Below are 21531 nucleotides of genomic sequence, written 5' to 3'. Positions count from 1 at the left end.
TGGTTATGCGTGCGGCGCAAAGCAGCTCCGCTTCTTATGTATTGGCGTTGCCGACGGTGATTGATTAAAAATGTGGCAGTGCCGAGCACGTGCCATGATTTTGCCGCAAGGCTGACATTTCACCTTTTATCTCAAATCGTTAGGTGATCACGGCAGATTTCGCAACGTCGTCATCTTTTGTTCGCAGATTGGGAACTGAAGAGATAGACGGGCATTGTTTTGCGACCCGTTAACCGGTACGTGTCAAGAAATGGTGCACTGCACAATGAATGTTTGGCGGAGTAGCTGAAGTGTCACTTCTGCAAATCTACTGGAGAGCGCTGGGTTATCTCGCAGCGGACAGGAAACGCGTAGCGTTGATCTGCGGTGCCAACGTTGCGCTCGCGGCGATTGCAATCGTCGAGCCGATCCTGTTGGGTCGTGTGATTGGCGCAATCTCCGAAAAGGGTGCGGTGTTTTCGACACTCGCCGTCTGGGCAGCTCTGGGCGCCTTCAACGTCGTGGCCTTCGTATTGGTAGCGCGCGGCGCCGACCGTTTTGCCCACAAGCGGCGCAGCGAAGTGCTGTGCCAGTCCTTCGAGCGTGTGATCACCATGCCGCTTGCCTGGCATCACCAGCGCGGCACGTCCAATTCGCTGCACACGCTGCTGCGCGCTGTCGAGACCCTGTTCAGCCTGTGGCTTGAATTCATGCGCGTGCATCTGTCGACGGCTATCGCGCTGGTGCTGCTGGTGCCGACCGCAATCGCCATGGACATCCGGATGTCGCTCGTGCTGCTTTGCCTCGGCGTGCTTTACGTTGCCATCGGCCGTATCGTCATGCGACACACCAAGGCGGGCCAGACTGCGGTCGAGCGCCACTACCACACGGTTTTTGCCCATGTGTCCGACTCGGTCAGCAATGTCGCCGTGCTGCAGAGCTACAACCGCATCGGCCATGAGACCGCGACGTTGAAGCGGTACGTCAAGGATCTGCTCGACGCGCAGAACCCTGTGCTCGACTGGTGGGCGATCGCCAACGCACTGAACCGCCTGTCGTCCACGATATCGATGATGATCGTGCTGTCGATTGGCGCCTATCTCGTCACCCGTGGCCAGCTCCGCGTGGGCGATGTCGTTGCCTTCACCGGTTTTGCCGGAATGCTGATTGCCCGTCTTGACCAGGTGTCGGCCTTCACCACTCAGATTTCCGAGGCGAGGGCCAAGCTCGAGGACTTCTACCGCCTTGAAGACTCCGCTGCCGAAGCAGCCGAGCCGGATGGCTTGCGCGAGCTGGCCAATGTCACCGGCCATGTCCGGTTCGAGAATGTCAACTTCGAGTTCGGCAATTCCGGTCACGGCATCGACGACGTATCGTTCGAGGTCCAGGCTGGCCAGACGGTTGCCATCGTCGGTCCGACCGGCGCTGGCAAGACGACTCTTATCAACCTTCTGCAGCGTGTTTTCACGCCGTCCAGCGGCCGTATCCTGATCGACGGTATCGACACCCGCACGGTGACCCGCAAGTCGCTGCGCCACTCGATCGCCACCGTGTTCCAGGATGCCGGCCTGCTCAACCGTTCGATCGAGGACAACATCCGTGTCGGTCGTGCCGAGGCGAGCTACGACGAAATCCACGCTGCGGCTAATGCCGCTGCGGCGCAGGATTTCATCCTGTCCAAGAGCGGCGGATATGACACCGTCGTCGGCGAGCGTGGCGGCCAGCTTTCGGGCGGCGAACGCCAGCGCATTGCTATTGCCCGCGCTGTGCTGAAAAATGCGCCGATCCTGGTGCTCGATGAAGCGACCAGCGCGCTCGATGTCGAGACCGAAGACCGAGTCAAGGAAGCCATCGACGAATTAAGGCGCAACCGCACCACCTTCATCATCGCCCACCGCCTGACCACCGTTCGCGACGCCGACCTGGTCGTGTTCATGGACAAGGGCAAGGTGATCGAGATGGGCGGTTTTGCCGAACTGTCGCTGCGCAACGGCCGTTTCGCCAGCCTGCTGCGCGCCGGCGGCCTGCTCAACGACGAGGAAGTCCGCCGCCTCAGCCGCACTGTGAATATCGAAGCGGCGTGATTCTGAGCTTTTCCTTCCCCCACAAGGGGGAAGGAAGAGCCTGCGACACTCCTCCAATTGCTCCCGACCCATTGCCGGTCTATTTAGGTCGGCATGAGCGACACCTCTTCACGCCTCACCGGCTGGACAGACCTCGCCAACCCGACACGCTTTGTCGGGCTGGCCGACAGGCTGGTGCCGTGGCTGGCCGCCATCGCGGCGATCCTGCTTGCCGTCGGGCTCTATATGAGCTTTGCCGCGCCCGAGGATTACCAGCAGGGCAGCACCGTGCGCATCATGTACATCCACGTCCCTTTCGCCTGGCTCGCCATGATGTGCTACACGGTGATGGCGGTCGCCGCGCTCGGCACGCTGGTCTGGCGCCATCCGCTGGCCGACGTCGCGCTGAAATCGGCAGCCCCGATCGGCGCCACCTTCACAGCCCTCGCGCTCGTCACCGGCTCGATCTGGGGCAAGCCGACCTGGGGCACTTTTTGGGCTTGGGATGCCCGGATGACCTCGGTCCTCATCCTGTTTCTGATGTATCTCGGCATCATCGCGCTGACCCGTGCACTGGATGACGCCAGCCGCGCCGCCTGGGCTGCCGCCATCATCACGCTGGTCGGCTTCATCAACATCCCGATCATCAAATTCTCGGTCGACTGGTGGAACACCCTGCACCAGCCGGCCTCGGTGTTCCGCATGGGGGGCTCGACCATCGACCCCAGCCTGCTGTGGCCGCTGCTGGTGATGGCGCTCGGCTTCACCGTGCTGTTCTTCGCGCTGCATCTGACGGCGATGCGCACCGAAATCCGCCGCCGTCGAGTGATTGCCATGCGCAGGGTAGCGGCGCGGCAGGCTAACTGACGCCCGTCACGCGCCCAGGCTTCAGCCCATCCGCCCACGCGCCACGACAGGCAGTGTTTCCAGCACCTTGTCGCCGTCGATCAGATGCACCTGGTCGAACAGGTTCGTCACCACGCAGCAATGGTCCGGCACCACACGCACGCGCTCGCCGATGCGCAGGCTCGCGCCATTCGCGAGCGTGACCGTACCGTGCTCCTCGCTCAGGCCGGTGACGCGCGCGCCGGGCATACCGAGCAACTCGCCAAACTCGGGCAATCCCAGCGTGTCGCTGGACAACGCCTTACTGCCGCTGTCCAGAATGGCGCGGGCCGGCGTTGGGTGGCTGACGACCGTGGCGAGCACCGTCAACGCGCAATCGTCGAGCGTGCCGACGCCTTTGGCGACCTGATAGCGGTCGAGATAGATGTAGGTGCCGGGGCGGTATTCGGTAACCACGCTGTCCTCGCCCGAGCGCCATATGTCAGGCGTGCCGCCGCTGGAGATCCGTTCGCAAGCGAGACCCGATGCTGCCAGCACCTGTTTGGCGTCGGCCAGCCAGGATTCGGCCTCGGCGGCGCGGCCGGTCGCCGGGTAGGTCATCAGTCCGCCGAAGGCGAGCCCCTTGCCCTGATCGATCATTTTCGCCAGCGCCAAAGCCTGGGGGGCGCTCTGCACGCCGCAACGGCCCATGCCGGTGTCGCATTCGACCAGAACGGGCAGGGGATGGCCGGCATCGGTGAAAGTAGCGGCGAGCCCCTCCAGCGTCTCGTGACTGTCGGCCGTCACCGACAGGGTGACGCGGCCATGCAGCGCCTTGAGGCGCTCCAGCTTGGCGCTGCCTAGAATGTTGTAGGGCAGAAAAATATCGGAGAGCCCGGCATCCGCCATCACCTCGGCTTCGCCGATCTTCTGGCAGGTGATGCCGACCGCTCCCGCCGCCACCTGCTTCTTCGCCCAATAGGGCAGCTTGTGCGTCTTGATGTGCGGCCTGAGTTTCAGCCCGTGGCGGTTGGCATGCGCCTGCGCTTTGACGATGTTGGCTTCGGCGCGGGCCGCGTCGATCAGGATCGCCGGCGTATCGAGGTCGTCTATGCCTTGCATGAATGTCACCTTGGGAAATTTGGCTGGACTTATGGCCCCGATCCGCGCGGATGTCATGGGGCCAGCGTGCAGTTTGCGTCGACACCGCAGCGCTGTTCGGCTATGCGCTTCAGGCAAGAATGCGACGCCAAGGGATCACGACCATGAAACGCTCCACCGTCAACGACATCATCCGCGATGCCGACGCCTTCATCCGTTCGTTCGGCTACATCATGCCGCCCTTCGCCTACTGGTCGCCCGAAGAGATGAAGGCGCGCAAGGCCGACTCCGCGGCCATTTTCACCTCGCGGCTCGGCTGGGACATCACCGATTACGGCCAGGAGAAGTTCGACGAGCTCGGCCTGTTCCTGTTCACCGTGCGCAACGGCGTCTACGCCGACATGAAGAAGGGCATGGGCATGCTCTATGCCGAGAAGATCATGATCTCGCGCAAGGACCAGCTGTCGCCGATGCACCGCCACAACATCAAGGCCGAGGACATCATCAACCGCGGCGGCGGCAAGCTGGTGCTCGAACTGTTCATGCACGATCGCGACGGCGGCATCGATCCGAAGGCCGAAGTGTCGGTGCCGGTCGACGGCACCATCCACAGGCTGCCGGCAGGCGGGCTCCTGAAGCTCGACCCGGGCCAGAGCGTGACGCTGATGCCCGGCGTCTGGCACGCCTTCTGGGCCGAGGGCAAGGATGTGCTGATCGGCGAGGTCTCGACCGTCAATGACGATTTGACCGACAACGTCTTCCGCGAGCCGATCGGCCGCTTCTCCAACATCGACGAAGATGTCGCGCCGGTGCACCTTCTGGTGTCCGACTATGAGAAATGGGTGGGGTAGGGCGAAGCGCACTCAACAGTCAGAGGCTAACGCCGCCCCTCATTGTCCTGCCGGACATTTCTCCCCGTATAGTGACGGGGAGACCTTGCCGTTCCTACCGCTGATACTTGTCCGCCTTGCGATTACCCAGCAGCAGCTTGCGTTCAAGCTGCGCGCGCAGCTCGCCATAATACGCGGTGAGGAAGACCCTGGAATCGACCGGCTCCACCGTCATGCCGATCTTGCGCCCGATCGTCCCGGCCACGGCCTTCAGGGCGAAATAGTCGTCGCGGCGCAACACCTCTTCCAGCTTGTGCAGCTCGGCGATGCCATAGGCGTCGAGCTGCGCCTGGGTGAAGCGGAAGCTTCGTGCGGTGGTGCTTTGCCGTTGCGAGAGGTCCTCGACCAGCGCCAGTTTCGGCGCTTCGACCACCCAGGTTCCGGCCAGCAGGTCGCCGATCCGCATGCGGTCGCGATTGAACAGCGGGAACAGCGCAAACAGCAGCGCCCAGACCAGTCCGAAGATCGTCGACAGCGTGTCGGCGAGCCCCATCTCGCTGCGGCCGAGGATGATCGACAGCGGCAGGAAGATCTCGATCTCGCGCATCAGATTGCGGGCGATGACCTGATCGACTGACAGGCCGGCGCCGCTGCGCGACGCCACCCGGATGCCGAGCATGCGCTTGCCGGGCGTGGCGGCCCGGCGGCCGGCCTCGAAGGCGATGAAATAGGCGTTGCGCAGGAAGAAGATCAGGATGATCCAGACGATGAACAGCGGCTGTGCGCCTTCGCCGTTGAGGCCGGCAAGCCCGAACAGCGCGACGATCGAGATCACGATTGCCGTGACGATGATGATGACAAAGTCGAGCAGGAAGGCGGCGGCGCGGGTGCCGGCATCGGCGAGCCTGATCCGGAGATCGACGCCTTCCGGCGTGATCAGCGGCCGTATCGTCGAGACGGCAGCGCGCCTAGCGGTCGCCATGCCGCACCACCTTGAACAAATAGAACTCGCTGGTGATCACCTGCCTGCCGATGCCTTCGAGCAGGCCGGCAAACATGAGCATGATCGTCACCCCGACCATGGCGGTGGCCGCCACGCGCCCGGCATTGGCCGCCGCCGTCATCCGGGTCAGTTCGCCGGGAAAGGCAATGCGCGTGCCGATGCGCATGCCGGCAGCGCCCGCCAAGGCGATTGCAAACATCTCGGTGGTGCCGTGGATGGACAGCCATCCGCCCAGCTCCATGCCGAGCCCCTTGCCGACGTAAATCTGGAACATCGCGCCGAGCAGACAGCCGTTCATCAGGATCAAGAGCACGCTCGGCACCGCAAAGGCAAAGCCGAGGGCGAAGGCCAGGATCGCCACCTGCACGTTGTGCGTGAAAAGATAGGCGGCGAAGCCCGACAGGAAGTTGCTGTCGGCGCCGTCGTAAAGCACCTGCCGCAGCACTTCGGCCGATGCGTCCGGGTTGCGCCCGCCGGCCAGGCTTGGCGGAATGATCGCGTCGTACCAGCCCTTGTCTTTCGTCACCAGCAAGTAGCCGGCGCCGAAGCCGACGAAGGTCAGGACGACCGACAGCACCGTCTCGCGCCACAAATCGCGAATGGCATGCGGCCAGTCATGCAGCAGGAAATCGCCGATGCGCTGCCGCAAGCTGCGGCGTGCGCCGTAGAGGTAGAAGTAGCCACGCAGGCAGAGCGCTTCGAGATAGCTGACCAGCGCATTGTCGAGCGACGTCGCCCGCGCCACCGACAGCGAGGACAGCGCCGAGCGGTAGAGCAGCGGCAGCGACAGCAACTCGTCTTCCGACAATGTCCGTGGCGCGCGTTTCTCGACCCGGGCGAGCAGCGCCTCGAACGCCTTCCAGTCGGCCTCGCGCTCCGAACGGAAGCTCACCAGCGACTGGCGCACGGCATCCTTGCCGACCAGCGCGCTCACAACAAATCCTCCCGCTTGAGCTCGAGATAGCGCTCGACCAGCGCCGGTCCGAGCCTTTGATGGTCGGCTTCGATGACATGCGCACCGAGCAGCCTGAGCTTGCCGATGACGACCTGCCTTTCGCGCAGCAGCCCGCCGGCGACGACCGAGCGCGCCACATCCTCTGGTGTGTCTGGCGGCATGTCGGCCAGTGTCTCCAGTTCGACATCCTTCATCATCATGAACAGCACCAGATGCCGTTCGGTGAGCCGTCCGACGGTGCGCAGCATCAGTTCGGCGCTGATCGGATCGACGAAGTCGGTGAAGATGATCACCAGCGAACGCCGGTCGAGCCGCGCCGCCAGCGTCGTCAGCGCCAGGGTGAAATTGGTTTCTTCGGTGGAATAGTCGATCTCGGCCGCCCGCTTCTGGATCATGGCGAAACTGGCGGAGCCCCGCACGGCGCCGCTGGAAACGCGCGGTCGCGCATCGAAGCCGAACAGGCTGACCATGTCGCCGCCCTTCAGCGCAATGAACGCCGACAGCAAGGCGGCGGTGACGGCGCGGTCGACCTTCGGCACGCCGTCGACGGGCTCGCACATCAGCCGGCCGCTATCGATGGCCAGCACGATGTTGTTGTTCTCCTCGATGCGGAATTCGCGCGCCAGAAGCCGGCCGTGGCGAGCGCTGCGCTTCCAGTCGATCATGCGCCGGCCCATGCCGGGCTGGTAGTCCTTGAGCGCCTCGAATTCGCGGCCCTGGCCGGCACGCCGCTGCGCATGGCCGTCGGGCAGCGATTGGCGCTGCAGAAGTGTGATCGCTTCGTCGCGGGCGCTGCTGACGTCGGGCAGCACCGCGACCTTGCTGTCCATGGGGAGCACGACCTGGTTCCAGACCAGCCCGAACGGCCCGCGCCAGCGCACCCACAGCCGGTCGAACCTGGCCATGCCGCGCCGCAACGCCTGGAATTTGAGGTCAAGCGATGCACTGCCGGCCTTTGCGGTCAACGCGCCGCCGGTGCCGCCCATCGGCGCCAGCCGCTCATCATGGCCGAGCCGCGCCTGCACGGCGCGCGGCCGTCCGCTGAGCCTGGCGGTGACATTGACGGTGAACTGGCCGCCGACGCTGACTTGCGGCGGCGCATGGATGGTGGCGTCCAGGGAGGCTCGTCCGCGTCCGGCGGCCGCGTCCACCGCCAGGAAGGCAAGCAGCACGCAGATCCACAGCAGGCCAAGATACCACAGCGACGGCAGTGCGAGCGCGATCAGAAAGGCCGGTATTGCCCCTGCCGCTCCTGCCCAGACTGCCCGGCCGCTTGGATAGATCAACGTGGCGCTTCCGTCTGGTCGACAAGGTCGGTCACGATCTGCTCGACCAGGCGGCCGTCGATCTGCGCCGCCGGCGAAAGGATCACGCGATGGCGCAACGCCGGCACCGCAAGCGCCTTGACGTCGTCGGGGATCACATAGGCACGCCCGTCGAGCGCTGCCCGGGCGCGCGCCGCCCTGGCGAGCATGGCGCCCGCACGCGGGCTGGCGCCAACCTCGAGATCGGGGCTGGCGCGCGTCGCCCGCACCAGCCTTGCGATATAGTCGACGACATCGTCGACAAGCGTGACCTCGCCGACGGTCGCCAACGCCTTTTCCAGCGTCTTGCGGTCGGCCTGGGCGGTGATGCCGTATTGCTTGATATCGTGCGAGGCGGTCCCGCCGCCGTGATGGATGATGATTGCCTTTTCCTCTTGCGCGTCGGGATAGCTCACCCTGTGCTTGAACAGGAAGCGGTCGAGCTGGGCCTCGGGCAGGGGATAGACGCCCTGGTGTTCGATCGGGTTCTGCGTCGCCACCACCATGAAATTCGCTCCGAGCGAATGAGTGGTGCCGTCGAAGGTGACGGCATGCTCCTGCATCGCCTCCAGAAGGGCGGCCTGGGTCTTGGGCGGCGTGCGGTTGATTTCGTCCGCTAGCAGCAGATCGCAAAAGATCGGGCCGTGCGTGAGCGTGAATTGCCCGGTCTGGAAATTGTAGATGTTGGAGCCGACGATGTCGCCGGGCATCAGGTCGGGCGTGAACTGGATGCGGCCATAGGCGACGCCAAGCGCATGGGCGAAGCAGCGCGCCGTCATCGTCTTGGCCGTGCCCGGCGGTCCCTCGAGCAATATATGCCCGCCGGCGAACAATGCGGTCAGCATCAGATCGACCGTATCGTGTTGCCCGGTGATGGCCTTGGCCACCTCTTCCCTGATCTGTGTCGCCAGGGCCTTTACATCATCGACGTTCACCGAGCCTCCTTGCCGTCCAATCGTGCAGCCTTTCGGCTGCCTCATGCATTTGTGTCAGGGTCTTTGCCGCGTCGGCGGCCTTCAGGCGGGTCGTGAAACCGCCGGTTTCGTCCTTATCGCGGGAATCGAGCCAGCGGTCGAGCGCTTCGCCCTGCAAACCATGCGGCGCGCCGAGCAGTGCGCCGGCGCGCACCCGCGCCAGCGCGCCATAGCGGTCGCCCAGTTCTTCCAGACGCCCGGCGCGGCGCAACAGCATCGCCGTGGTGTCGACCAGCGCGCGCTTGCCGAAGGCGATGGCGCGCTGATCGGCCCGCGGCGGGCCGAACCGGCCAAGGCCATGCAGGAACGCAAGTGCCGCCGCCGCCAGTATGGTCAGCGTCAACGCCAGGAAGGGCGGTTCGACCAGCAGCTTGGCGAGGTCGTATTTCCGCCCGAAGCCATGCAGCGTCAGGTCGAACATGACGGGGCCCTCTTCGGGTTGCAAGAACTCGATCAGTTTCAGCGCTGCTGCTGCCTTGTCAGGGTCCTTCAGCGCAGCATTGTTGATCAGGTCGGGGTCGGTCAGGATGTAGACATCGTTGAGCTCGGTAAGAACAGCCTTGCCTTTGCCGGCAGCAATGAGAGGGTGTTCATCGGCCACCCACTGCAGCTGTTCAGGTACGCTAACCATCTGCCCCGACACGTCGAGTTGCTTGACTGTCGTCTCGCCCTCGCCAAGCTTCGCCTTGGCGATGCGACCGAGCCAGTCGTTCACGACGGCGTCCGGCAGCCGCTCGATCTTCATCTCCCACCCCTCGTGCTGGAAGAGCGGCATGGTCGCCCATTTGGGCAGCACGAACAGCGTCTCCAGGCCCTTGCGGAGCTTGACGATGTTGGCAAGCGCATCCGGGTCGCTGTCGGGCGAAATGGTGACGATCAACAGCATTTCGGTATCAAGATCGCTGTCGGACCGTGCCATATCGGGCGCATCGCCGGTCAGCTTCAGCCATTCCGCCAGGCCGGCGTACCCGATGCCGCTTTTCGAAAGTGGCGTTGCGCCGCCGACGTTCGGCTGACGGAAGTCGGGGGCATAGGTGGACAACAGGAAGAAGCCCGCCGCCGCGAGCAAGCTGGCAAAAATGCCCCAGAACAGCGTCCTGCGGCTGAACGGTTCCTGCTGGGCGATGTCGGTGGTCGAAGCCCTCACACCCAGGCATCCCGGAAGACGAAACGCTCATAGGCGCCGCGCGCCTCCCGCCAGCCCTCGGGTCCCACCGGCCGGCGCGCGAACAGCGCCGCCTCGACGATACGCGCAATCTGGGTGAAGGCGCCGCGCGCCCGCGTTGGGATCGAAGCAGCATTGGCGATGTCGCGCGCCGTCAGCGAGGGGCGCAGGAAGTCGGGCAGGCGGCCGGCAATGTCGGCGACGCTGCGGCGAAGCAGGAGATGCACCGCCTCGTCATACTCGCCGCGGGCCGCCAGCGCATCGGCTTCCGACAACAGGATCTGCGCCGCTTCGGCATCGGGACGCCATGTCGCTTCGGCCTCGGCCACGCTCTTTTTGCGCCGCCAGGGCAGGCGCCAGGCAACGCCGCTAACCTCGAGAAGAATCAGCGACAGGATGATTACAGCGCCTGTGATCATAGCACCCCAGAACAGGTAGATCATGTAGGGGCCAAGCCATTTCAGGAACTCGCCAAACGGCTTCAGCCACTCGGGGGGCTGGGGCTGCACATAGGCCGGCAGATCGAACTGGATCGTTCCATCCGACAGCAACTGCTTGTGCAGTTTGGCCAGCCATTCGGCTTGCGCAGCGTCCGGCTGTGCAGCTGTCACCTCTTCGCCCCCATGCAACCCGCGGTTCGCGCGCCGACACTGACAATGCAGCGCAACATTTGCAAGTGGGCTGGACGAGCGTCGTTAAACTTGGCAAATTTACTGCTGCGGCGGCCGGACAATATTCGGCGATGAAACAGGGGGCGCATCATGACTTCGGCAACATTTGCACGGCCTGAGAAATTTCAGATCGGCAGGGTCTTCAACAACTGCTTCGCCGTCATCGGCCGTAACATCGTCCTTACCGGCGGATTGGCCTTGCTGTTTTCAGGCCTCCCCACGATCATCCTCCAACTCTGGACCAACTCGCGCATGGAGGCGCTGCTCCAGGCCGATCCGGGCGCCGCGGCCGATCCGAGCTTTGCGCTGCGCAATTCCTGGGTCACTTTTGTCGCCATCTTCATAAGCGCTATTTTCGGGTTGCTGCTCCAGTCGGCGCTTGTGCGGGCCACCATCGAGGATCTCAATGGCAAGCGTCCAAACATCGGCGACTGTCTCCAGATCGCCATTCGCTTCCTGCTGCCGACCTTGGGGATAGGTTTCCTCGTCTCGCTCGCATCGGGCCTGGCCATGATCGCCCTGGTCGTGCCCGGCATCATCCTGTGGCTCGGATGGTCGGTTTCGGTGCCGGTTCTGATCCAGGAGCGGCTCGGCGTGTTCGGCTCCATGTCACGCAGCCGCGCCCTGACCAAAGGCAGCCGCTGGTCCCTGTTTGGCCTGTTCCTCGTCCTGATCATCATCGCCATGGTCATCCAGGGGGCGGTTGGCGTGGTTGTCTACCTGTTTCAAGGCATCATCGCGGCCATCGTGGCCGGGCTGGTGCAAAGCGTGATGTCGATGCTCCTGTCGGTCGCCGCCGCAGTCAGCTATGTCGAGCTGCGCCAGGTCAAGGAAGGCACCAGCGTCGACGAACTGGCGGAGATATTCTCGTAGCGACAAGGCTTGGCGCCGCCTTGGCCCGATCGGGCCAAGGCGTTTGTCACGGCAGGGGGCATCGTGACGTCACTGGCGCAGCAACGACCGGAAAAATTCCGCATCGGCAGGGTGTTCAGCAACGGCTTTGCGGTAATCGGCCGCAATCTCGGCTTTCTTGCCGTGGTCGTTGGACTTTTTTCGACCCTGCCTGCACTGCTGTACAACATTTGGAACCTGTCGCGGCTTGCCAGTATTGTGAACTCCGGGACCGCCGAGGATTTCGAAACCTTGGCCGTGGAGATCTATCCGGCCACAACGCTGATTGCTGGCCTGATCATTTTTGTGCTGGCCCTGCTGGTGCAAGCGGCGTTGGTGCGGGCAGCTATCGAGGATCTGAACGGCAAGCGTCCCGCCATCGGCGACTGCATCCAGATAGCTTTGCGCAGCTTCTTCCCAACACTCGGCATCGGCATACTGGTTATTCTGGCCTTGGTGGTGGCTGTCTTTGTGATGGTTTTCATTGCGTGGCTCATTCCCCCTATCGGGTGGCTGATCGGACTCGCCCTGGCATTGATTCCGGTTCTTATCTGGCTGCTTTCCGTGTCCGTCTCTGTCCCCATTGCGGTTCAAGAAAGGCTTGGCGTGTTCGGCTCGATATCGCGCAGCCGAGCCCTGACCAAGGGCAGCCGTTGGTCGATATTCTGGCTTTTGCTGATCATTGGCGTGGCAGCAATGCTCATCCAGACGGCGCTCTCCTTGTTCATCAATCTGGGGCTCGCCTCGACTGGCGGCATCACCGGCATCGGAATCATTGTCGCAGCGGTCGGCAGCAGCCTTGTCTCGACCATCTTCTCGACGGTGCTGTCGGTGACGATTGCAGTCACCTATGTCGAACTGCGCCAGGTCAAGGAAGGCACCAGCGTCGACGAACTGGCGGAGATATTCTCCTAGGAGGGCGCAGACTTCATGACGGGGGGCGGTGCCGCAGGGCCAGAAAAGTTGCGAGTGGGAAGGGTCGTCAGCAAGACTGTCGGCGTCATAGGACGGAACGTAATCCTCTCACTGGCGGTCAGTGGAGTTTTCTTTGTCCTCCCTTTGGTCCTGGTCGATCTGTGGACCTTTTGGTATTGGCCGGGGCTGGCCTATCTGGCGCAGGCATATGGCAACAGCGCTTGGGCGATCGTTCTCAATATGGGCTCGGCCATGGTTTCCGGGTTTCTGGGCATTGCTGTGAATTTCTTGGGTCTCGCGATGCTATCAAGGGCGGCGATTGACGACATCAATGGCAATCGTCGGTCGATCGGAGGCTGTATTCGGGCAGCTCTGCGCCATTTCCTGCCGATCATGGGAATAGGCCTCGTGATTTATCTTGTGTTTTTTGTCGCGCGTTACGTGATGTTTGCCGCCGGTTTGTTCATTGCGTATGGAGGGCTAGCCGCTTTCGTTGTCTTGACCGTGCCCTGTGTCATGTGGGGGCTGGGAATTTCAGTTGCTTTTCCGGTGGCGGTACAGGAGCGCCTTGGAATAGACGCTTCCATGTTGCGCAGCCGCACCCTGACGAGAGGATACCGCTGGCCGATATTCGGGCTGGCTTCGATAGGTTTCGGGCTGATTGTCGCCCTGCGGTTGGGATTGTTCTTCGGTACTGGATTTGCGCCAGTTGCGATTGCTTCATCGTCTGATGCGATCACGGGCGCAATCCCACGCTCACTTGTCTCGGCGATCGTATGGTTGGTGACATCGATTGCTGTCGCAGTCACTTACGTCGAACTGCGCCGGATCAAGGAAGGCACGAGCGTTGAAGATCTGGCGGAGATATTCTCCTGAGAGCAACCGCCATTTCAATGACAGCACCCGTGGTCCGTCTGCACGCTCGGCCGGCAGAGGCACGATGAGGTGATTGCCACATCCGCCTTGGCCGAAGCTGCGGTCAGTTTCGCCTGCAGACCAATCAGCTCCAGGCTCTCGCCGCGCCGTTTCAGGCACTCGACCAGCCCGTGCAATGCCCAGACATTGTCCGGGTGCTGGGCGCAACGCTGCACCTTGCCGCTGAGGCCCAGATCGTCGCGATAGACCTGTTCGGCCTCGCCGGCGTGGCCCTGGTCGAGCAGCAGTGCCGCCAGAGCATGGCGGGGAGGGTGCATCCAGGCCCATGGCTCGGTGTAGGACAGATTGTCGTCGAGTTCGACCGCTTGGCGCAGATGCGTGTAGGCCTCGTCATGCCGGCCTTGGTGATAGGCAAGCTCGCCGTTGAGGAGGGCAGCACCCACGGCCAGCGAGGCCCGCGTCGGATTGCTGAGAAAACGCCGCTCCGGCGGGATGCTCTCGACACGCCTGCGAAAATTTTCGCGCTCGCGGTCGGCGGCCGCAAATTGCTTGAACGTGGCGTGCGCGACGCCCTTGGCGTAGTGCTGCATGGCGGTGGTCAGCACGTAGAGTTCCGGCTCCGCCACCATCGGCTCATCGATGATCTCCTGCCAGCGGCCGAAGCGCACCTGCACATGCGCGCGCATGGCATGATAGCCCTCCACGGTTTGCGTGAGCTTTGGCCGGTCGGGGATGGCGACCACGTCGCGCGCCACCAGGCTGCGGACCTTGTCGGCCGCCCACAACGCCGGCTGATACTGGCCCAGAAACATGCAGGTGAACATCATCAGGTGCAGGTCGTGGCAGCAGCCGAGCAGATAGTAGGTCGTCTCACTAGCATAGGCGAGGTAGAGGTCGTTGGCCCGCACCGCCTTTTCGCTGGCGAGCTTTGCCTTCTCGTATTCGCCGCACAGCACATGGATATGCCCCGGCATGTGGTTCATGTGGCCGGCATCGGGGCACATGGTGCCGAGCAAATCCGCCGAGCGCACACCGCGTTCCGGCTGCGTCGACATTTCCAGCAGATGGATGTGCAGGTGCAGGATCGCCGGATGTGGGGTCGTACCTGCTTCGTCCGATAGCCGGATCGAACGCTCGCAGACCTCCAGTGCGTCGAGCACATCCGAGTTCGGCGCCGGTCTGCCGGTCTTCAGATCCCAGAGCCGCCTGACCGTGCGCATCATCAGCGCCTCGACGGTGAGCGCCATCACGTCATGATCGTCGGGAAAGTCGCGATAAACCTGCCGCATCGCGGCGGCATAGGCATTGTCCCATTGCTCGAATTCCGCAGGTGTCACGCCATGCGGCCGCTGGAAGCGGGCGGCCAGCGCCTCGATCAGCCGCTGCTCCACCGCGCTGGCTCTGGAGGCATTGGCCCGCGCCAGTTGCACATGATCGAAGCAACGCCGCGCCGCCCGGTCCGCCTCGTCCTTGCCGTGTTCCTTCCAGGTCAGGTTGTAAAAGGGACCAGCGGCATAGGCGATGCCCCAATGCACGAAGGCGCAATCAGGATCTGATACCAGCGCCTTCTCAAAGCACTTGATGCCTTCCTCGTGGTTGAAGCCGTAGCACCAGTTCAGCCCGATATCGAACCAGCGCTGCGTCTCTGCCGAGGCGGTGGAGATGGGGCGCCGGTAAGTGCCGAGGTCGAAGTGGTCCATGTCTGACTCGCTCTGAGCCGAAAGTCGGTCAGGCGCAATCTGTGCCAAAATTCATGCACATGGCAAACAGCATTCCGGCGCGGCCCATCCGAACCGCGCCGGCCCAACGGGTCCCGGGAGGGATCAGCTTTCCACCCACACCTTCTCAAAGTGCTGCTCCAGCGACTGGTGCTGTTCGCAGCCTTGCACGCCCTTGCGATAGGTGCGGTAGACGGAGCGCCAGTAGGGCTGGATGATGATGCCGCTGTCGCGCAAATTCTCCTCGATCTTGGCCATGATCTCCTTGCGCTGGGCGGCATCCGGCGTTGCCAGCGCCTTGTCGAGGAGTTCGTCGAACTCCTGGTTGGCGTATGCACTTTCGTTCCAAGCCGCCCCTGATTTGTAAGCGAGCGCCAGCACCTGGACGCCGAGTGGGCGTCCGAGCCATTCGGTGGTGGAGAAGGGGTATTTGCTCCAGTCGTTCCAGAAGGTCGCGGCCGGCAGCACGGTGCGCTTGATCTTCAGGCCAGCCTCGCGCATCTGCGCGGCGATCGCATCGCCGGTGCTCTTTTGCCATTCGACGTCGACCGAGATGAGGTCGAACTCGTGGTCGGCCTTGCCGGCCTCGGCGAGCAGTTTCTTCGCCTGGTCCATGTCACGTTTGGCCGGGCCGATATCGGCAAATTCAGGGTGCATCGGGCCGACATGGTGGTTGTCGGCGGGCTTGCCGCGGCCACCGAGACCAAGCGTCAGCACGGCGGAATTGTCGACGGCAAGCTGGGCCGCGCGGCGCACCTTGATGTCGTCATAGGGCGCGTTGCCGACGTTGAAGCGGGCAACGATGGTCGAGCCCGTGGCGATCTCGGAATTTAGCAAGCCCATCTGCTCGGTCTGCGACACGGCATCCGAAGCGGTTTCGTGGTCAGTGTCGATCTCGCCGGATTCGAAGGCCGACAGCATGGCGTTGGGGTCGGAGCCGTAATCGACCCATTTGATGCCGTCGAGATAGAAATCGCCTTTCCACCAAGGCTTCTCCTTGCGCTTGACCTCAGCACTTGTCTCGGCATTCCAGCTGACCAGTTCGCAGGGGCCGGTGGTGATCGCCAGCGCCTTCATCGGGTCGTCGCCGCCCTCATAGGAGCGGTGCATGATCAGCGCCGGATAGTCGGCCATCCCCGCAATCAGCGAGATGTCTGGCTTCGGCAGATTGAGCTTTACGGTGAAGTCGTCGACCTTCTCGATCCCGCCGTCGACCGGCTTCTTGGTGTCGGCATTGACCAGCGCGCCCATGCGCGCGGCGACCGAATTGCCGGCGACTGACGCATCGCACCAGCGGGTGAGATTGTGGATGACATCGTCGGCGCTGAAGGTGTCGCCATTCGACCAGGCGATGCCCTTGCGCACATGCAGCGTGATTGTCCTGGCGTCGTCGCTGGTTTCCCAGCTTTCCAGCAGCCACGGCTCGAAGGCGAAGTCGCGGTTCCAGCGCACCAGATATTCGTTGCAGTGGCGCGCGACATTGGACATTTCGACGCCGTCGAAAGTGCGCGGGTCCTTGAACCCTTTGACGTTCATGGCGACGCGCAAGGTGCCGCCGCGCTTCGGCTCCTCGGCCCGGGCAGGCGTGGAGGCAAGGCCGCCCAGCGCCAGCGCTCCGGCCGCGCTGACACTGAGGCCGGCCATGATGGCGAGGTATTCGCGCCGGTTGACGCCGCCTTTCCTGAAATCATCGGCAACGGGTTTCGCTTGCGGGTGCAATTCTCTCTCGGTCAGCATGAATTTCATCGTCGTTCCCTCTTTTGTTGAGCGCCCCCGACAGGTCACCTCCGCTTGGGGGCGGATGTGACCGTCGGGGTGCCGTTGCCTGAGCAGGTGATGATAAAGCGGGCCGATACCGGGAAATGTTCGGGTTTCCGCAATTCTTGTGCGCTGCTCCGCAGCGCGGAGTACAGCCAATCTCCCCCATTGTTGTGGGGGAGATGTCCGGCAGGACAGAGGGGGCGCTGTCCCGCCGGCCCTTCTTGTCAACGCGCGTCCCTTCGCAGGGCAATCGTCGCGTTGATTTAGGAGATTGAGGGGCCGCGATCCTTCGCGCCCCCCTCTGGCCTGCCGGCCATCTCCCCCACGAGGGGGAGATCAGCACGTCGTCGTTCTTGCCGAGCACGGCGACGGCGGCGATGGCCGCAAGGATGCACAAAAACGCCTCGCCGGCGCGCGGAACACTTTTGCGGGCGCGCAAAAAACTGTGCACCAGCCGCGGCTCCTCGTACCACCAGGCGCGGCCGCCGGCGGCGAGGATGCGGTTGCGATAGGTCTCGCCGTCCGACGACAGCGGATCGCACTCGGCGGTGACGATGACGGTCGGCGGCAGGCCGGAAAAATCGCTGTCTTCCAGCGGCGAGAATGTTGGGTCCTCGCGCGACTGCGCCGGGCCTGCGCGGATGGTGCGATAGGTCTCGATGTCGCGCAGCGTCAGCAGCGGCGCCTGCGCATGTTCGACGTAAGAGCCGGCAGTCTCGTCGCCGCCGAGGCCGGGATAGATCAGCACCTGGCCGACAGCGTGGCGCAGATGACGACGCGATGCATGCGCGACCGCGGCGGCAAGGTTGCCGCCGGCACTTTCGCCGACGAGCACGATCGGCAGATCAGTCGTTTGCGCCGCCCATTCGAAGACAGCAAGCGCATCCTCGAAGGCGGCCGGATGGCGATGTTCCGGCACCAGCCGGTAGTCGGCGGAGACGACGTCGAAGCCGGTGCCGGCGCAAATCTCGGCGCAGATGTCGTCATGACTGTCGAGCCCGCCCAGCACAAACCCGCCGCCATGATAGTAGACGATGATTGCGCGCACCGGCTTGCCCGCCATCCGGTAGTAACGGATGGGAATGGCTGGCCCATTGTCGCCCGCAATTATGCCATCGTTTGCGGTGACGCCCGTGGGGTAGCCGAGATGGAAGGCACGGCACATCGCGTCGTACACGGACCTCTGCTCGGCAATCGGTAGTTCGCCGATTTCAGGCGGATACCAGTCGTTGACCTGGTCGATATAGTCCCACAGCGCCGGGTCGAGCCTTGCGGCGTATTTCCCACGCCCGGCTGTCTTAAGCTGGTGGAGCGTGCCCATCCTGTGCCTCAGAGTTCGCCGTAGAGCCGTCCGGCGTTTTCAAAGGTGAAGCGCAGCGGCACCGAGCCCTCGACCTGCCATGCATCGACCGTGTCGCCCGCCATCAGCCGGCAGGCGTCGAGTGTGTTGGTGACGGCGCCGCCATATAGCCGGTTGGCAAGGTTGAGGATGGCGGTCTGGTGCATGGCGGCACTGCCGCTGCCGCAGGCATCCTTGACCAGCAGCACGCGAAAGCCGGATGCCACCGCGTCCTTCACCGTGGCGTCGACGCAGGCCTCGGTCCACACGCCGGCGACGATCAGCCACTCGATCCCGCCGGATTTGAGGTCGCGCGCCGCCGGCCCCGAACGGAAGGCGCTGGCCTCTGCCTTGATCAGCAACGCCTCGCCATTGGCCGGCGCCACCTCTCTGCAGATCTCCGTCAGCGGATCGCTCTTGTCGGAAAAGGCGGACTTGCCGTCGGCATCGAGCGGGTGGAACGGCCGCGCCTTGGCGGTATCGACGATATAGGCCCAGTGGTAGAGCGGCACGAAGTTGCGCCGCGCCGCCGCCTGCAGGCGCTGGACGTTGGCCAGCACCTCGCCATAACCTTCGACCAGATAGCGCCTGTCCTGCCGATGCTCCTCCTGGAGGTCGATAAACACCGCGGCCACCGTGCCGCGTCTGATCGAGATCGGTGCCTTCATCTAGGCGGCCCCTGCCAGAAACTCGTCCTCATAGGGAAAGCGCGACAGCAATTCGGTGCCGGTCTCGGTGATCAGGATCTCGTCCTCCAGCTTGACGCCCTCGCGGCCGCCTTTCTCGCCGATATAGCTTTCCACGCTGACCACCATTCCGGGCACGATAATGCCGTCGCGACCGTAAGTCTCGTAGTCCATGGCGTGCGCAATGAACGGCGTCTCGCCATGCATGCCGACGCCGTGCATCACAGAGGTATAGCGCTGGTCGACGAATCGGTCCGGGATTTTCCACGCTCTTTCAGCGATCTCGCGAAACGCCATGCCGGGCCTGACGATCGAAATGTTGTGCTGAACCTGGTCGTGCGCCATCCGGTAGAGCGATTTCTGATAGTCGGTCGGCTTGCCCGGCCCGCAGCGGAAGGTGCGGGAAAAATCGGAATAATAGCCATAGCAGCCGATGGTGTCGGTATCGAGCGCCAGCAATTCGCCGGGCCGGATCTTGCGGCCGCTGGCCTCGTTGAACCACGGGTTGGTGCGCTGTCCCGAGGTCAGCAGCCGGGTCTCGATGAACTCGCCGCCTTGCCGAATGACCTCGCCATACATGATGGCGAACAGGTCGTTTTCGGAGACGCCGGGCTTGATCGCCTCGCGCACGGCGTAGACAGCGGCTTCGGCTCCGGCCATCGACACCTGCAGGCATTTTACTTCCTCGGGTGTTTTCACCGCCCGCACCGCCAGGATCTCACCCTGGCAGTCTCTCACCTCGCAGCCGCGCTTTTCCAGCGCCAGCGCCTGCAGATGGCTGCAGCGGTCGAGCCCGAGCTTCATCGAGCCGCCGCCGTGCTTCTTCAAAAGCTCGGCGATCTCGTCGGCGAAGGGGCCGGCGGTCTCGTCGTCGCGGCCCGACACCGAAGACCACACCAGCTTGGACGGCCGCGCCTCGTCGATCGTGTCGAGCACCATCGAGACGTGGTAGCTCTGCGGATATTCGAACAGCACGATCGGCCCGTCTGTCGGGATGAAGAAATAGCGCGTCGAGTTGCGCAGGAAATAGCCGAACATGTTGCGCGAGCCGGTGGCGTAGCGCTGGTTGTAAGGGTCGAAGAGGACGACGCCACCATAGCCGGCCTCGCGCATCCAGCCGCGCAGTTTGGCAAGCCGTCCCTTGCGCAGCGCGTCGGCATCGATGAAGGACGGCTCGGTGTCCGACAGCCACATGCCGCCGGCAGAATCAGCCGCGGCCGGGTGGCGCATGCGATCCCTAAAATCCACATCCTCGGTGCTGTCGGGGTCGAAAACGACGATGCTCATGGTTGCGCCTCCTGAAGGCTCGAACATAGCCGGGCGCCGCAGAATGGCTGTGCGGGAATCCGCAGATGTCGTGCGGAATGCCGCACCTATGAATTCGTCATCCTGGGGTCTGCGCTCCGCTTCGCGTCGCTCCGCCCTAGGATGACGAATAGAAGGTTGGCGTTTCGTAGCATTCTAATGCCTTCGCATCGCCTTCGGCGCATGCCCATGTTCTTCGCGGAAAGCCCTCGCAAAGCTCGACATCGAGGCAAACCCACACGCCAGCGCCACGTCGCGCACCATCAGCGTCGAATGCGCGAGCAAATCCGCAGCGCGCCGCAGCCTCAGCCGCCGGTAGTAGCCGTTGGGCGAAATGCTGAGCTCCGAGCGGAAATTGCGCTCGAGCTTGTCGGAGGAGACGCCGAGCCTTGCCGCCAGCTCCGTCATGCCGAGCCGCTCCTCGACCGCATCCTCCATGATGGCGATGGCCGACAACACCAGCTCGTTCTGGACGCCGGTGCGCAGTCTGAGCGGCATCAGCTTGCGGTCGACACTCGAGCGCAAGGGGCTGTGCACGAACCATTCGGCGACGCCGGCCGCGAGTTCTGCGCCATAGTCGCCGGTGATGATCTCCAGCATCATGTCGAGGCTGCCGACGCCACCTGCCGAGGTGAAGCGCTTGCGGTCGATGACGTAGAGATCGCGCCGAAGCTCGATGTCCGGGAATGCCTCGGTGAAGGCCGCTTGGCTGGTCCAGTGCAAGGTGCAGGCGTGGCCGTCGAGCAGGCCGGCGCGGGCGAGGAAGAACGCCGCATCGGCCACCGCGCCGATATGGGCGCCGCCCCGCAGGCTCTTGCGCATCCAGGCAACCGCGTCGTCGGCGACAAGCAAGTCCGCATTGCCGCCCGAACAGACGACGATGCGGTCGACCTTCGGCGCATTGCCGGCGGCAAAGCCGGGCTGGATGACGACGCCGTTGGACGCCTCGACCGGACCTTCGGCGGCGCCGACGATCACCCAGCGGTAGCAATCGCGCTTGGCCAGCACATTGGCGGCACGCAGCGGCTCGATCACCGAAGAAAACGCCATCATCGGAAAGCCGGGAAAGACCAGCACGGCGAAGGTGAGAGGGGCTTCATGCGCTGCTGGCGACATGCGCTCGTGTCTCCGGCTGGCCAAGGGGCTGGCATGGGCGGTATTCACAATTGT

18 protein-coding genes and 1 pseudogene are annotated in these 21531 nt (G+C 63.6%); 6 read left to right on the top strand and 13 right to left on the bottom strand.

The features are described 5' to 3' along the window. The first annotated feature begins 290 nt into the window (after positions 1-290). Both ACWTU9_RS10690 and ACWTU9_RS10685 read left to right on the top strand, forming a co-directional pair. Positions 291-2063, top strand: coding sequence for a glucan ABC transporter ATP-binding protein/ permease (locus ACWTU9_RS10690; RefSeq protein ID WP_455858248.1), 1773 nt, complete (start codon positions 291-293; stop codon positions 2061-2063). 93 nt (positions 2064-2156) lie between these two features. Beyond that, on the top strand, positions 2157-2909 hold the full coding sequence (locus ACWTU9_RS10685; RefSeq protein WP_454589395.1) for a heme ABC transporter permease: 753 nt from the start codon (positions 2157-2159) through the stop codon (positions 2907-2909). Positions 2910-2930: 21 nt separating this feature from the next. Here the strand turns inward: ACWTU9_RS10685 and ACWTU9_RS10680 are convergent, their stop codons facing one another. Further along, positions 2931-3989, bottom strand: coding sequence for a D-TA family PLP-dependent enzyme (locus ACWTU9_RS10680; protein WP_455858247.1), 1059 nt, complete (start codon positions 3987-3989; stop codon positions 2931-2933). Between the two features lie 143 nt (positions 3990-4132). Here ACWTU9_RS10680 and ACWTU9_RS10675 point away from each other — a divergent pair, with 143 nt between their 5' ends. Continuing rightward, positions 4133-4819, top strand: a complete 687-nt coding sequence (locus ACWTU9_RS10675; protein ID WP_352764602.1) for a D-lyxose/D-mannose family sugar isomerase — start codon at positions 4133-4135, stop codon at positions 4817-4819. Between the two features lie 94 nt (positions 4820-4913). On the opposite strand, the gene ACWTU9_RS10670 is transcribed toward ACWTU9_RS10675, so the two are convergent. The 6 genes from ACWTU9_RS10670 to ACWTU9_RS10645 are packed head-to-tail and all read right to left on the bottom strand — an operon-like array spanning position 4914 to position 10810. Beyond that, positions 4914-5780, bottom strand: coding sequence for an RDD family protein (locus tag ACWTU9_RS10670; protein ID WP_455858246.1), 867 nt, complete (start codon positions 5778-5780; stop codon positions 4914-4916). Then, positions 5767-6735, bottom strand: coding sequence for a stage II sporulation protein M (locus ACWTU9_RS10665; protein ID WP_455858245.1), 969 nt, complete (start codon positions 6733-6735; stop codon positions 5767-5769). The genes ACWTU9_RS10670 and ACWTU9_RS10665 overlap by 14 nt, the downstream gene beginning before the upstream one ends. Continuing rightward, complete coding sequence (locus tag ACWTU9_RS10660; RefSeq protein WP_455858244.1) at positions 6732-8042, bottom strand: DUF58 domain-containing protein; 1311 nt, start codon at positions 8040-8042, stop codon at positions 6732-6734. Before ACWTU9_RS10660 ends, ACWTU9_RS10665 begins: the two co-directional genes overlap by 4 nt. Next, on the bottom strand, positions 8039-8995 hold the full coding sequence (locus ACWTU9_RS10655) for an AAA family ATPase (RefSeq protein ID WP_455858243.1): 957 nt from the start codon (positions 8993-8995) through the stop codon (positions 8039-8041). The genes ACWTU9_RS10660 and ACWTU9_RS10655 overlap by 4 nt, the downstream gene beginning before the upstream one ends. Next, the gene (locus ACWTU9_RS10650) at positions 8982-10181 is read right to left on the bottom strand and encodes a DUF4350 domain-containing protein (protein WP_455858242.1); all 1200 of its coding nucleotides are present in this window, start codon (positions 10179-10181) and stop codon (positions 8982-8984) included. Before ACWTU9_RS10650 ends, ACWTU9_RS10655 begins: the two co-directional genes overlap by 14 nt. Then, positions 10178-10810 (bottom strand): DUF4129 domain-containing protein, encoded by a 633-nt coding sequence (locus ACWTU9_RS10645; protein WP_455858241.1) that lies wholly within the window; start codon positions 10808-10810, stop codon positions 10178-10180. The genes ACWTU9_RS10650 and ACWTU9_RS10645 overlap by 4 nt, the downstream gene beginning before the upstream one ends. Positions 10811-10960: 150 nt before the next feature. Between ACWTU9_RS10645 and ACWTU9_RS10640 the strand changes: the two genes are divergently transcribed. From ACWTU9_RS10640 to ACWTU9_RS10630, 3 genes are all read left to right on the top strand, one after another. Beyond that, positions 10961-11743, top strand: coding sequence for a hypothetical protein (locus tag ACWTU9_RS10640; RefSeq protein WP_455858240.1), 783 nt, complete (start codon positions 10961-10963; stop codon positions 11741-11743). A 63-nt stretch (positions 11744-11806) separates the two neighbouring features. Further along, on the top strand, positions 11807-12676 hold the full coding sequence (locus ACWTU9_RS10635) for a hypothetical protein (protein WP_455858239.1): 870 nt from the start codon (positions 11807-11809) through the stop codon (positions 12674-12676). A gap of 15 nt (positions 12677-12691) precedes the next feature. Then, the gene (locus ACWTU9_RS10630; protein WP_455858238.1) at positions 12692-13552 is read left to right on the top strand and encodes a hypothetical protein; all 861 of its coding nucleotides are present in this window, start codon (positions 12692-12694) and stop codon (positions 13550-13552) included. 14 nt (positions 13553-13566) lie between these two features. On the opposite strand, the gene ACWTU9_RS10625 is transcribed toward ACWTU9_RS10630, so the two are convergent. The 6 genes and pseudogenes from ACWTU9_RS10625 to ACWTU9_RS10600 all read right to left on the bottom strand — a co-directional run bounded on the left by ACWTU9_RS10625 (position 13567) and on the right by ACWTU9_RS10600 (position 21477). Next, entirely contained in the window at positions 13567-15252 is a 1686-nt protein-coding gene (locus ACWTU9_RS10625) for a hypothetical protein (RefSeq protein WP_455858237.1), read from the bottom strand. A gap of 123 nt (positions 15253-15375) precedes the next feature. Then, positions 15376-17016, bottom strand: a complete 1641-nt coding sequence (locus tag ACWTU9_RS10620; protein ID WP_455858236.1) for an ABC transporter substrate-binding protein — start codon at positions 17014-17016, stop codon at positions 15376-15378. 382 nt (positions 17017-17398) lie between these two features. After that, positions 17399-18352 (bottom strand): annotated as a pseudogene (locus tag ACWTU9_RS10615) (alpha/beta hydrolase); the annotation flags it as partial. Positions 18353-18360: 8 nt separating this feature from the next. Next, positions 18361-19038 carry an isochorismatase family protein gene (locus ACWTU9_RS10610; RefSeq protein ID WP_455858235.1) on the bottom strand — a complete coding sequence of 226 codons (678 nt, stop codon included), beginning with the start codon at positions 19036-19038 and terminating at the stop codon, positions 18361-18363. After that, positions 19039-20343 carry a M24 family metallopeptidase gene (locus tag ACWTU9_RS10605; protein ID WP_455858234.1) on the bottom strand — a complete coding sequence of 435 codons (1305 nt, stop codon included), beginning with the start codon at positions 20341-20343 and terminating at the stop codon, positions 19039-19041. A 174-nt stretch (positions 20344-20517) separates the two neighbouring features. Continuing rightward, on the bottom strand, positions 20518-21477 hold the full coding sequence (locus ACWTU9_RS10600; RefSeq protein ID WP_455858233.1) for a GlxA family transcriptional regulator: 960 nt from the start codon (positions 21475-21477) through the stop codon (positions 20518-20520). Between the last annotated feature and the right edge of the window lie 54 nt (positions 21478-21531).

The organism is Mesorhizobium sp. 128a, from assembly GCF_053848025.1.
Note: the sequence above shows the minus strand (reverse complement) of the source record. Positions and strands in the feature narration are given on the sequence as shown.